Genomic DNA, 13,456 nt, shown 5'->3' with positions numbered 1-13,456 from the left:
GCAACAGGAGCAACAGGAGCAACAGGAACAACAGGAGCAACAGGAGCAACAGGAACAACGGGAACAACAGGATCAACAGGGTCAACGGGAGCAACAGGAGCAATGGGAACAACGGGAGCAACAGGAACAACAGGAACAACGGGAACAACGGGAGCAACAGGGGCAACGGGAGCAACGGGAACAACGGGAACAACAGGATCAACAGGAACAACGGGAGCAACAGGAGTAACAGGGACAACAGGAGCAACAGGAGTAACAGGTCCAACAGGAGCAACAGGAGTAACAGGGACAACAGGAACAACGGGAGCAACAGGGGCAACAGGAGTAACAGGGGCAACAGGAGTAACAGGATCAACGGGAGTAACAGGAACAACAGGTCCAACTGGCGTTATTGGCCCCATAACAACAACTAATTTATTATTTTACACTTTTTCAGATGGAGAAAAACTTACATATACAGATTCAGATGGGCTAGCTCAATATGGTACAACTCACATATTATCTCCTGATGAGGTTTCGTACATTAATTTGTTTATTAATGGAATACTTCAACCACAGCCATTATATCAGGTTAGTACTGGCCAGCTAACTTTATTAGATAATCAACCACCATCACAAGGTTCTTCAATTATTTTACAATTTATCATTATTAATTAAAAAAGACAGATTCTTAAATAAGAAGGATCTGTCTTTTTGCTCTACATTAAAATAGTTAAAACTAAGTGACGATAAATTCGATTGTAATTGGAATTCCACCGTCTAATGCATCTCCGCCAGGAATTGTAATAGCACCAGTAGGTCCAGTAGTAACACTGGAGTTCACACTAGGTTGAAGAATGCCGTTTACATATAAGTTGTAATACGTAAAAGTCGGAAAAGCAGTTGCAGTAGTGCCAGCATCGTTTAAACAAGCTGTAGCAGCAATTGCAAAAGCTGCACCTGTTCCTGTACCAGCTCCTAATGTAGATGTAAATCTTCTAGATGCCATAAATGGTTGAATAATTGGCAATTAATTCTCACTCCCTATATTGTTTTTTGGAACGAAGTATACAATAACTTGTCCACTATATTGTATGAGAGTTTTTGATAATAGAAACGGCTTTATGATAATAGAAGGAACATAATTTAAGTAAAGATATTATTGTTATTTATTTGAAAAGGTGGTGTTATTACTTATTATTTGTAAGTTATTGGTTATATGCTAATGCTTAGTTTTAATATTTAAATTAAAATGTGCTTTTAAACCTAAGAGATAAACGTGGAAAAATAAAATAAACTTTTAAGTTTAGGTGTTTAATCTAAGCAGTCAATTATTAAAAACATATAATTAATATGTGAGTCATGAACATAATTAAATAACGTTTTAAAGTTTAATTATTATTCATGTTTCCTATTTTAAGTGAATTAAATCTATGCACAATTTTATAGTTCTTATAATAGGAAAATACTCAAATAAAAGAAAGGTAAGGAGGAAATAAATGAAACATAATGATTGTTTTGGTCATAACAACTGCAATAATCCGATTGTTTTCACACCAGATTGTTGTAACAATCCACAAACAGTTCCAATTACTAGCGAACAATTAGGAAGATTAATAACTTTACTAAACTCTTTAATTGCGGCTATTGCAGCGTTTTTTGCAAATCCAAGTGATGCAAACAGATTAGCTTTACTCAATTTGTTTACTCAGCTATTGAACTTGCTAAATGAATTAGCACCTTCTCCAGAAGGAAATTTCTTAAAACAATTAATTCAAAGTATTATTAACTTACTTCAATCCCCTAATCCAAATCTAAGTCAATTACTTTCTTTATTACAACAATTCTTCAGTGCTCTTGCACCATTCTTCTTCTCTTTAATTCTTGATCCTGCAAGCTTACAACTTCTATTAAACTTATTAGTTCAACTAATTGGTGCTACTCCAGGAGGAGGAGCAACAGGTCCAACAGGTCCAACAGGTCCAGGAGGAGGAGCAACAGGTCCAACAGGTCCAACGGGTCCAGGAGGAGGAGCAACAGGTCCAACAGGAGCGACAGGTCCAACAGGTCCAACAGGTCCAACAGGAGCGACGGGTCCAGCAGGTACTGGTGGTGCAACAGGTTTAACAGGAGCAACAGGCCCAACGGGAGCAACAGGTCTAGCAGGAGCAACAGGTCTAACAGGAGCAACAGGCCCGACAGGAGCAACAGGTCTAGCAGGAGCAACAGGCCCGACAGGAGCAACAGGCCTAACTGGAGCAACTGGAGCAACTGGAGCAACTGGTGGCGGAGCTATTATTCCATTCGCTTCGGGTACAACACCAGCTGCGTTAGTTAACGCATTAGTAGCAAATACAGGAACTCTTCTTGGATTTGGATTTAGTCAGCCTGGTATAGCTTTAACAGGTGGAACTAGTATCACATTAGCGTTGGGTGTAGGTGATTATGCATTTGTAGCACCACGCGCAGGTGTTATTACGTCATTAGCAGGTTTCTTTAGTGCAACAGCTGCATTATCTCCATTATCACCTGTTCAAGTGCAGATACAAATATTAACTGCACCTGCAGCAAGTAATACGTTTACAGTACAGGGTGCACCTCTATTATTAACACCAGCATTTGCTGCAATCGCAATTGGTTCTACAGCATCAGGTATTATACCTGAAGCTATCCCAGTAGCTGCAGGAGATAAAATACTACTATACGTTTCATTAACAGCAGCAAGTCCAATAGCTGCAGTAGCTGGATTTGTAAGTGCAGGTATAAATATCGTCTAGTTTGTTACAACGCCTGTTTGAAATTTGAATTGGCGTTTGTATATAGCCCATCCTAATTTTATTAGGGTGGGCTATATTTTATGGAAAGATAGGTGATAAATCAATTGAGAAAGTACTCTTTGTTAAAAAAATCAAAATTAATGATTTATAATCTATTGTTTATGGAATAAGTGATATGATTTGAAAAATTATCTATAAATAAAAAAGATGAATTCTATTAAAAACAGAATTCATCTTTTAAATAAAAGGGAAGTAATTTATTTATCGTGAGTGTTAAAATGTTATTGTACAAATTAGTAATCAACTATTTGTTTTTATTACAGTTACATCCTTTTTTCTTTACATAGCCTTGATTGGCTAAGTCTCTTTGTGATTGGGAATTGGAAGATTGAGAATTCGAAGACTGAGAGGATGTTGATGAACTACTATTTTTATTATGAGAGTAGTTTTTTCGATAGTTATAATTACTCATAGTACTATCACCTCCAATTAAATATATAACTATTATATGTAGCTATTCTATTAATTGTTACGATAATAAATAGGAATGGGTATATAATAAAAAAATCTCCTACGTATTTTCCGAGGAGATAAATAATTGTCCTTTCATAATATAAATTAATATCCCCAGTAAAGAGGAAAATAATATGAATCTTGGTAATATAAATTTTGTTGTGGATTAGGAGGATGAGTTGCAGGGGGTATCGTTCCGCGGTTCTGATTACAATTTGCTGGAGGACCGATTACTGTAGTGGATTGAATAGGGGATACCGCTTGTTTCCATTGTTGCTCATCGAGACAGTAAGTATGGGCCATTATATTAGTGGGAGTTAATCTTAACATGTCAGAACCAAAAATAACTTCTGGTGTTGGTGCGTCGAAGATTGCTAATAAATGAGTGTTATCTGCTGTAGCAATTTCATAATGCCACCACGCTTGTGGAATGTTGGCAACTTGCCCCGGTTTTATTGGTAAGTTTAATATTTGATTTGTAAAAGGATTAAGTAAAGAAACAACTGCAGAGCCTGAAATGCAGTAAACAAGTTCAGCTGCATTTTGATGTATGTGCGGCTCTACAACATTTCCTGTACTTAAATAGATATCTAATAAAGAAGTGTTTTCTAACGTATTTAATTGTTTCTCGCCAAGTACGTTTATATAGTTTTGAGCATCTTTCTGAAAAAAATTACTTTTATTTAAATCATAAGTGAAATTAATTGAGGGGGAAGTGTAGTCGATATTGGAACTCAATTGTATTACCTGCCTTTCTATTAGTAAGTAAGGTTACAAAATTAGGATATGTGTCTATTGTTGGTTGTGTGCAGTTGTTGGTATCTTATTAAATTTGCTTATTCCATAAAGAATATGGGGTGTATTTCGTATCATAAAAAACAGACCAATACTTTTTATAAGAAGCATTGGTCTATTTTTTATGATAGTTTTTGCTGAATAATTAATTGTGCTTTAGCGGTATTGGCATAATTGAGCCAATCTAATACCAAGTTTTGTTTTAAATCAAAGTAGATTTCTATGACGTCAAAATGGGATACCTTTGTTTTAAGTGGAACAGGTATACCGTTTACTTTTGCATTTTTCATGTTATGTGCAATTTTTGGAAATGCAGAGAAAGTAAAATCAATAATTGTAGCACCATCTGGTAAATAAATAGGTTGTAAATCTGAAGTATAAGCCGTTATGGTATTTTCAAATAGTTCGTACGATACTAGATTGTGGAACGCAATTGGATCTGTAGTTAATAAATTGTTATGCACAATTGTATCATTCATTATTTTATAAGATATGGATTGGATATTTGCAGTTCTATTAGTTAATAAAGAAAAAATGCCGTTATCTTTTAATGTTTTTGCTAATTGTGTTTGAATGATAATTGTTTGTTCAGTATTATTCATATTGACTTTAGTTTTTAAATTGTTATTAAAATAGCTATTTTCAAGTGCTATGTTGTCTTCGAAATAGTTGATAGTTGGATTGTATAATTGATGTATCATTCCAAGAATTTTATAGCAATCTAGTACACTTGTAGTTGTAATACAAATTTGTGAAACCTCTGATACGTTTTGTATTTCTTGTAATTGTGAGTAAGCAGTATAAATCGGAGGGAACTCATAGTTTATTTCAAATGAAAGGTTAGTATCATAAAAAGAATGAATTGCTCTTCTTAAATCAGTTCTATTTTTTGAAGATGTGGAACATATCCCGTTAAGAATTTAAGTACCTTGCTATATCTTTCTTTATGTAAATATTGAAAAGCAAGATTTTCTGGATTGTATATAATCCTAGTCGCTTTGCAAGTGGCGCAAAAAGTGTTAATGTTTCATTCGCATATGCTACTTGTTTCGCGGGTTTTTTAACATTCAAAGTTTTTATATTATGAAGGCGATCTATAACTTTAATAATGCCAACACGTATATCATGTTGAGAGGATAATAGTAATTTTTTAAAATTAATTGCTTCGTATAATACTTTGTTTTGATCTTGTTGTTTTTTCCCTTTTGTTAATCCATTTACAATATATCGAATAGTCGCACCGAAATGTGATTCGATTTCTTCTAGAGAATATTCGGTATCTTCTACAACATCGTGTAATAAGGCAGCAATCAATGTTGTAATGTCAGCTTTATAATTTAGCAGTATTTCTGTAATTGCGAAAGGATGAATAATATATGGTTCTCCAGTTTGACGGTATTGTCCATCATGTGCTTGCTCTGCAAAATATATAGCTTTTTTCAAGAGTTTTAATTCATTAGATTGTAGATAATTTGCCTTTTGTAATAATACCTCGCTCATATAAATCCGTCCCTTAAAATTATTTTTAATAGTAATTCTATATAATAGAATAAATCCCCTTTGAAATTATTTTAATTATGTAAAAAATAAAGGTGTTGAGATGAAACTATATTCGTATATCCATTCATACTTTGGATTGATGGAAAAAAGTAAAGAACGTGTTAATTTAATATTACATCAATCATTAATAAGGGGTGAAGGTTCATGTCATTTAGTGAAATGATTAGAAATGAAGCGCTCAGCTGGGCGGGTGTTTCTGAAAAACCGCATCGATTTGGCGGCATTGAAATAAATTACGGTAAGAAAGAACTTGGTCATCTGCATGGAGATAAGTTAGTCGATTTACCATTTCCAAAGTTAAAGCGGGATGAATTAGTAAACCAAGGATTGGTCAAACCACATCACGTATTACCTGAATCAGGATGGATCAGTTATTATATAAAGAGTGAAGAGGATATACCATTTGCAATTGAGTTATTTCGTATGCAATATGACCGAATAAAAAAATAATGTAATAAAATAGATGAGTAAAAATATATTTTCATGTCACATCCCTCCTTAATCGTTCGTCTTGTATGTAGAACGATAAGGAGGGATTTTATTATGAAGAAATTTGATGTAGCAATTGTTGGTGGTGGCCTTGCTGGATTAACAGCGTCTATATATTTAGCGAAAGCTGGAAGAAAAGTGATTGTTTTAGAAAAGTCCAATCGCTTTGGTGGTCGAGGGATGACTATTAATAAAAATGGGATCTGTATGAATCTTGGTGCACACGCCTTATATAGAGGAGGAGCCGCATTTTTAACTTTTAATGAGCTCGGTATGAATCTACCGGGTGGAATTCCATCTACAAAAGCACATGGAATATGGAAAGGGGATATTTTCACCATACCAACAGATTTCCGTTCAATTTTATCAACACCACTACTTTCGTGGTCTGCAAAAGTACAATTCTCACGTCTTATGATTCGTTTAGGGAATTTAGATGTAAGAAAAGTTCAAAAAGTGAGCCTAACTACATGGGCAGAAAATGAAATAAAAGATCCAATGGTTCGCAATATATTTTATGCGCTATGCCGAACAACAACATATACGTTTGCTCCTACAATACAATTAGCATCATCTGTACTAAAGCAAATACAGCTTTCGATAAAAGATGGGGTATTTTATGTAGATGGTGGCTGGGAGACGATAATAACAAAATTAAGAGACATTGCGAATCATGCCGGGGTGCAATTTTTGGATAAAAAGCATGTTTTGGAAATAGAGCATTACGAAGATAAACAAAGAATATATTGTTTTGATGATGAGGTATTTGAAGTAGGTACAGTCATTGTGACGACTCCACCGAAAGAAGCTTGTAACATAATTAAAGGTGTGGAAGGAACAAGTTTGTATAGATGGAGTGAACAATCGGTACCGGTTACTGTTGCTGCATTAGATATTGGTTTGAGACGATTACCTAATCCGACACATCAATTTGCGTTAGGGTTAGATCAGCCTATATTTTTCACGAATCAATCAAGAGCAGCTAAATTAAGTGATGATGGATCAATTGCAGTGAGTTTAATTAAGTACCATAATCCTGTACTAGAGATGAAACATACTCATGAAGATAAAGAACAGTTAGAAAGTACAATGGATTTGCTACATCCAAATTGGAAAAGAGAAGTTGTTGCGCAACAATATTTACCGAAAATAACAGTAGTATATGATTTTCCTCATATAAACCGAGTTGAAAAATCAGGTCCTAATATCCCTGAAATGCCAGGTGTTTACGTTGCAGGTGATTGGACTGGGCATGATGAAATATTAGCTGATGCTGCAGTAGCAAGTGGAAAACGTGCAGCGTTACACATTTTAAAGCAATTAGAAAGTGAGGGAGTTCATCATGGAAACGGAGCAATTATATGAAGCGTATCAACCATTATTATTTTCGTTAGCATATAGAATCCTTGGGAGTGTTATGGATGCTGAGGATATCGTTCAGGATGTATTTATCTCGTTAAATAATATAGAGGATCTTCAGTCTATAGAAAATATGAAAGCATATTTGTGTAAGATGGCGACAAATCGTTCAATTGATAAATTACGTTCGGCAGCGCATAAACGTAACGTGTACGTAGGGATGTGGTTACCAGAGCCACTTGTAGAAGAAAGTAATGAGCCATCAGAGTCATTTGTTATGAAAGAATCCCTTTCCACAGCATATTTATTACTTTTACAACAACTGTCTGAGGTAGAAAGGATTGTTTTCATATTAAGAGAGGTTTTCAGTTATGAATACGAAGAAATAGCTTCAATTGTTGATAAGAGTAGTGTGAACTGTAGAAAGATCTTTCAACGGGCACGAAATAGTATATTGGATAAGCCGAAGCAATCAACATTAAGTACGAAGAAAATGGCTGATTATGTTGAAAAGTTTGTATCATCACTACAATGTGGTGATGCGCAAGGTATGTTAGAAGTATTAAAAACAGATGCGATATTGAAAGCAGATGGTGGTGGTAAAGTTACAACTGCGATTCATCCAATCTATTCTGCAGATAGAATTATTCGTTTATTCTCTGGAATTAGAAGTAAGTTCCCATCAGCGTACAATGTTGATTATAAGATAGTAAATGGTGCCCCAGGTGTTATTGTTAAAGTGAAAAACAAAGTGACTTATGTACTTTCATTCACATTTGAGAATGAGAAAATCTCAAATATTTATATGATGGTTAATCCTGAAAAACTTATGCACTTAAATAGAATAGTATAAAAAAGACGCATTTCTTTAGAAGTGCGTCTTTTTATTATTTTTCTAACATTTCAAGAGGTACATCTTTTTCGCCAGCTACCTCAAATTTAATTTCCCCGTCTTCTTCATAAATACGTGTAATAATCGGTATAGTAATCATTAATTTTTTGTGCTGCTTTCGTTTTCGAGCAGCATCTAAGCTAATCACGTTCATTTGTAAGCATCCTTTCTTCTAGAAATATATAAACAAAGAAAATGCGTCCGGAAAGGGCGCTTAATTGAATTTGAAATACCGATTCATTTAAATGGGGTTTATATGATTTAACAACTGCAATTGAATTAAAAATAGTATGAATGGAATAATTGCACGTAGAAATTAACTTTACCAAAAAACGAAACAATATGCTATAAAAAATTATAAATCTTTGTCATATAACGAGAAAAAGGTTTTTGTTTCGCATATAATGAAAGTAGACGAGCAACAAGAGCTTTTTCATCATATTGCTTTAGAAAGGCGATGAAAAAAATGGATACATTAAATTCATTATTATTTCAACTTGAACAATATGGAGAAGAGCATGATCGAAATAAAAAAACACGGGAAGAAAAATTACGGAATATTTCTCGTGAGATGGGGCAATTTTTATCAATTTTAGTAAAAGGGTGTAGCGCAATAAACATTTTAGAAATTGGAACTTCTAATGGTTATTCTACATTGTGGTTAGCTAATGCGGTAGAAGAAACAAATGGAAATGTAACAACTGTGGAGCTTTCTTCAGAACGAGTTGGAGAGGCACTTGTCAATTTTGAAAAGGCAAACTTGTTGCAAAGGATTGATGTTCACAATCAAGAAGCAGGGGCATTTTTAGATTCACAACTAGATCATTCATTTGATTTTATTTTCCTAGATTCAGAGCGTACGCAATACATGTGGTGGCTTGAACATATAAAACGCATTTTACAACCACAAGGTCTTCTTGTTGTCGATAATGCTACTTCTCATGCGAGTGAATTAGCTGAGTTTATAAAAATGATTGAAGAAGATAAAATGTTTGAAACAGTGTTATTGGCATTTCAAAATGGTGCATTTGTAGCGCGTAAGAAGCAATAGGATTGAACGCAATATAATTATCACATTGAAAAAGGGTGTATGTCAAAAGATTGAGTACAGTAGGATGGGAAGGTCGTAATTTATATACGTAACATACGAAGAATCCGCCTTCAGCATGTCGGTCTCTAGGTCTTAAGTCTGAGGAAAATTATGTTGTTTACAGGTATACTTATAGTAAGAAACAGGGAATGACTGCATAAGCAGGTATTTCTTGAAAATTGATTTCATATAGGCTGTTTGCACATGAAATACAATATATTAGATGAAATATAGTGCACATAAATTCGCACATATAAATAAAGGAGCGATTTTGTTGACTGAACTCGAGAAAAAAGAACCCGTATCAATTGTGAAAGATAATAATGTAGAAGTAGTAGTTGATACAGTTATAAAAGATGAAGAACTTGATGAATTAAATAAAGAAGCCGATCTTTATGTACAAAAATTAAATAGCGAGCAAAATACAGATTTATCGAAAGTATTGTCTCAGCTAGGAGATTTAGGGGATAAAGAACAACAAGCAGCAGGACAAACGTTATCAGCATTAAAACGTCCTGTCACAGCGATGATGAACGGGAAAAATGAAGAAATCCCGAATACATTGTTAGAATTACGTAAAGTAGTATCAGAGCTTGATCCGAACTCATTAAAAGCAAGTGGCATGAAGAAAATTATGTTTAAAGTATTCAAGAAAAATCCACTTGAAACATACGTGCATAAATACCAATCTATAGATAAGCAAATTGAGGAGATTATAAGATCGCTTCTAATTGGCCGTGACAACTTACAAGAAGATACTGTTGGCCTAGAGATGCTTAAGGAACAATCACACGATAAAATTCACGCGCTTGATAAGCAAGTATACTTAGGGAAAAAACTTGCTGGCATGCTGGAAGCTGAGAAACAAAATCCAGAACGTCAAAGGGATATTCCATTAATTAATGATGCATTAGAAAAGATACTCGTACGTACGCGCAATATGCAACAAGCGAAAAGTGTGTTATTACAATCTATCGCATCAGTAGACATTATTAAGAAAAATAATGAAAAGTTAACAGAGGCAATTCGTAATGCAATTACGATGACGCAAAACGTTGTAACAGTTTCTGCTGCTATCCAGTTAGCATTAACAAATCAGCGTAAAACAATTGATGCAGTGAATGCAACAAATGAAGCAATTGAGTCTATGGTATTAAGTAATTCTCAGGCATTAAAACAAAATACAGAAGAAACAACAAAACTTCTTGAAAATCCTGCAATTAGCATGGATAAATTACGCGAATCATTCCAAAATGTATTTGCTGCGATTGAAGCTTCTGAGAAATCATCAGAACGTATTATCGAGTCAAGTAAGAAGTTTGTTATTGAACTAGACACATTTAATGATGAAATGAAACAAAAGCTCATTCAGCGCCCAAGAAAATAGCAGACTTTTAGAGGAGGTGAAAAAATGAGTTTCATTCAAACCGTACTATTATTACTCGGTACATTGCTTTTAATCGCATTTACGGTCGTTGTTTTAGTCGTATATTTCGGACGAAAACTGTATTTTTCATGGACGAAGCCATATAAAAGAGCACACGATTCTTTAGAAAAGTTATCGAATAAATCATTACCGTTTCTACAAGAATTTACACAACATCCACTCTTTTATCGCTGGATTCGCACGGAAGGAAAAAAAGAGCAACATACATTAAACACTCTTTTCTGTGCATCGAGCCAACGTACGAGAGAGCAAGTATTCTCAATGTTACCGAAAGAAAAACAGAAAAAAGTACATGTAATGGCAAAAACAACGAAAAAACTTACAAATGAAGATATTGATGTAGCTGCGATAAAAGTGAAAGATTTTTTAAGACAAGAAACGCAGCAAACAGTAAAACCGACAGATTTATCGTTTTATAAATTGTATTTTTATGATCGATATCCAGATGCATTAAATACAATTCAAGCGTATAAGCGTTCAATAAATCCTTCATTACAAAAAACAGTTGATGATATTACAATTTCAGTATTAAATGCACTGCCGTACTATCAAGAGCAACGTATGTTTGAACAACAACATAAACTTGAAACGTTCTTAATGAAAGATTTAATAGCGATGTTATCTTTAGTGGTGCAATTACCACCATCACAACGTCCTGAAAAAGAAGAAGAATTGAAAGTCTACTTACAAAATTTCCAAAAAGAAATGGAAGTAGTAGAGAGGGACATTCGCGACTCGATTGATCACGATTTGAATGTGAAGATGAGAGCAGCGACTGAGAAGTTTAAGAATAAATAAAAAAGACGCCTTAAAGCTATAATACTTAGCTTTAAGGCGTTTTTTTATTAGTTGTTATTTTGCTTTAACGGTAGTATGACTAGAAGCAACACTTTCATTATGCAATCGATCAACTGCAGTTACTACATACGTATATGTTTCTCCAGAATTAACGGTTTTATCTAAATAAACTTCTCCAGGCTTTGTCTTTCTTACAGTAGTAAGTAAATTTTTCGGATTTTGTATATCCACTTCATTTTTTCCATTCGCGCGGTAAATGGCGTAATAAGCAGAATCATTCTCTCTATTATCAATGATACCTACAGCAATACCTTCATCTCTTGGAATAGCACCTTTTAAAGTCGGTTGTTTTGGTGGATCATGATCAAGCCAAGGCATAGAGGGGATTAATGCAGGATATTTATATATGTCTTTTGAGAGTCTATCTTTAATTCCTAGTGGATTGTTATTAATATCTTTCAAGCTAAAATGCATACTACCTTTTATTTCAGGATATAACCGATTTAATTCAATTTGTCTTGGGTATTCTTCTGGATCAGACCAAGCTGGGACAGAATTATTATTAATTTTATAGGCCGCCTGACCGATGTATAGGTGGATCGGTTTATTATTTGTTTCTTTTACCCACCAATCTACTAATATGTCATACGCAGCAGGAGTGAAACCTATATTCCAATATATTTGCGGTGTGATGTAGTCAATGTAACCTTTTTGTATCCACTCACGTGTATCAGCATAAAGATCATCAAAGTTTCTTTGGCCGGCAGTTGTGTTAGAGCCAGTCGGATCATCAGCTATATTTCGCCATACGCCAAATGGGCTAATGCCAAATTTTACATATGACTTTTCTTGTTTAATAGCAGTATTTAAATCTCTTACAAGTTCATTTACATTGTTACGTCGCCAATCCTCTATATTTGTAAATCTACCGTTATTATACGTTTCGTACGTTTTTTGATCGGGGAATTGTTCACCTGCTACTTTATATGGATAAAAATAATCATCCATATGCAGCGCATCAATGTCATAATTTTGCACGATTTCTAAAGCACCTTCAGTTATAAATTTTTTCACTTCCGGAATACCGGGATTGTAATATAACTTCCCGCCATAAGGTACAATCCAATCGGGGTGTTGTTTTGCAGGGTGATTATTTGATAATCGATTTATATCAGTGTGATTCATCGTTATTCGGTATGGGTTAATCCATGCGTGGAATTCTATATTTCTTTTATGTGCTTCATCGACCATAAATGCGAGTGGGTCATAACCAGGATCTTTTCCTTGTGTGCCCGTAATGTATTCAGACCAAGGACCGTAATTTGAAGGATAAAAGGCATCAGCGGTTGGTTTGATTTGTACAACGACTGCATTCATACCGGTGTTTTTAACATCGTCTAATAATTTAATAAACTCTTGTTTTTGATTTTCGATGGGTAAGCCGGTTTTTGAGGGCCAATCAATATTAAGAACAGATGCGATCCATACAGCACGTAATTCATGTTTTTTATACGTAGTATTAGCTTCAGCATAAGTAGAGTGAGGGGAAATGAAAGTGAAAGGAATAAAAAAGATGACGATACAACATATCATTAATAAACGTTTAACAATCATTTATACGCCTCCCTATTATGTGGTTAACTATTATGATATCCGAGATGAGGTTGTTCTTACAATTGAGAAAAATAAATATTGAAACATTAATTTAATAGGAAAAATATTTTTACTGAAATTTACTTTCATTATAACTAAATTCA

12 protein-coding genes and 1 pseudogene are annotated in these 13,456 nt (G+C 34.3%); 8 read left to right on the top strand and 5 right to left on the bottom strand.

All coding sequences use genetic code 11. The features are described from left to right. On the top strand, positions 1-657 hold a 657-nt coding region (locus tag BAQ46_RS05160), incomplete at its 5' end, for a DUF4183 domain-containing protein (RefSeq protein WP_131801176.1). Positions 658-718: 61 nt separating this feature from the next. On the opposite strand, the gene BAQ46_RS05155 is transcribed toward BAQ46_RS05160, so the two are convergent. Then, entirely contained in the window at positions 719-1,009 is a 291-nt protein-coding gene (locus BAQ46_RS05155; RefSeq protein WP_001121647.1) for a DUF4183 domain-containing protein, read from the bottom strand. A gap of 469 nt (positions 1,010-1,478) precedes the next feature. Here BAQ46_RS05155 and BAQ46_RS05150 point away from each other — a divergent pair, with 469 nt between their 5' ends. Continuing rightward, positions 1,479-2,756 (top strand): exosporium glycoprotein BclB-related protein, encoded by a 1,278-nt coding sequence (locus BAQ46_RS05150; protein WP_071741723.1) that lies wholly within the window; start codon positions 1,479-1,481, stop codon positions 2,754-2,756. A 618-nt stretch (positions 2,757-3,374) separates the two neighbouring features. Here BAQ46_RS05150 and BAQ46_RS05145 read toward each other — a convergent pair. Both BAQ46_RS05145 and BAQ46_RS05140 read right to left on the bottom strand, forming a co-directional pair. Then, positions 3,375-4,007, bottom strand: a complete 633-nt coding sequence (locus BAQ46_RS05145) for a cupin domain-containing protein (RefSeq protein ID WP_000097590.1) — start codon at positions 4,005-4,007, stop codon at positions 3,375-3,377. Positions 4,008-4,186: 179 nt separating this feature from the next. Continuing rightward, positions 4,187-5,564: pseudogene (locus BAQ46_RS05140) on the bottom strand (HD domain-containing protein). Positions 5,565-5,768: 204 nt separating this feature from the next. On the opposite strand from BAQ46_RS05140, the gene BAQ46_RS05135 reads away from it, so the two are divergent. From BAQ46_RS05135 to BAQ46_RS05125, 3 genes are all read left to right on the top strand, one after another. Next, a complete protein-coding gene (locus BAQ46_RS05135; protein WP_071741722.1) occupies positions 5,769-6,074 on the top strand; it encodes a luciferase domain-containing protein in 306 nt (101 codons plus the stop codon). A gap of 93 nt (positions 6,075-6,167) precedes the next feature. Next, complete coding sequence (locus BAQ46_RS05130; RefSeq protein ID WP_000712990.1) at positions 6,168-7,478, top strand: phytoene desaturase family protein; 1,311 nt, start codon at positions 6,168-6,170, stop codon at positions 7,476-7,478. Then, entirely contained in the window at positions 7,456-8,325 is an 870-nt protein-coding gene (locus BAQ46_RS05125) for an RNA polymerase sigma-70 factor (protein WP_000447135.1), read from the top strand. Before BAQ46_RS05130 ends, BAQ46_RS05125 begins: the two co-directional genes overlap by 23 nt. 34 nt (positions 8,326-8,359) lie before the next feature. Here BAQ46_RS05125 and BAQ46_RS30590 read toward each other — a convergent pair whose 3' ends face one another. Further along, entirely contained in the window at positions 8,360-8,518 is a 159-nt protein-coding gene (locus BAQ46_RS30590; protein ID WP_001100984.1) for a hypothetical protein, read from the bottom strand. Between the two features lie 303 nt (positions 8,519-8,821). Between BAQ46_RS30590 and BAQ46_RS05115 the strand changes: the two genes are divergently transcribed. From BAQ46_RS05115 to BAQ46_RS05105, 3 genes are all read left to right on the top strand, one after another. Next, the gene (locus tag BAQ46_RS05115) at positions 8,822-9,415 is read left to right on the top strand and encodes an O-methyltransferase (RefSeq protein WP_001997477.1); all 594 of its coding nucleotides are present in this window, start codon (positions 8,822-8,824) and stop codon (positions 9,413-9,415) included. A 313-nt stretch (positions 9,416-9,728) separates the two neighbouring features. Continuing rightward, positions 9,729-10,841 (top strand): toxic anion resistance protein, encoded by a 1,113-nt coding sequence (locus BAQ46_RS05110; RefSeq protein WP_000137402.1) that lies wholly within the window; start codon positions 9,729-9,731, stop codon positions 10,839-10,841. Between the two features lie 24 nt (positions 10,842-10,865). Beyond that, positions 10,866-11,699 (top strand): DUF3974 domain-containing protein, encoded by an 834-nt coding sequence (locus tag BAQ46_RS05105; RefSeq protein ID WP_000008365.1) that lies wholly within the window; start codon positions 10,866-10,868, stop codon positions 11,697-11,699. Between the two features lie 54 nt (positions 11,700-11,753). On the opposite strand, the gene BAQ46_RS05100 is transcribed toward BAQ46_RS05105, so the two are convergent. Beyond that, the gene (locus tag BAQ46_RS05100; protein WP_071741721.1) at positions 11,754-13,313 is read right to left on the bottom strand and encodes a glycoside hydrolase family 10-like protein; all 1,560 of its coding nucleotides are present in this window, start codon (positions 13,311-13,313) and stop codon (positions 11,754-11,756) included. Positions 13,314-13,456: the final 143 nt, after the last annotated feature.

Origin of the sequence: Bacillus paranthracis, assembly GCF_001883995.1 — a bacterium.
Classification (GTDB): Bacteria; Bacillota; Bacilli; order Bacillales; family Bacillaceae_G; genus Bacillus_A; species Bacillus_A paranthracis.
The sequence above is the reverse complement of the archived record's forward strand: the minus strand, read 5'-3'. Positions and strand labels throughout refer to the sequence as shown.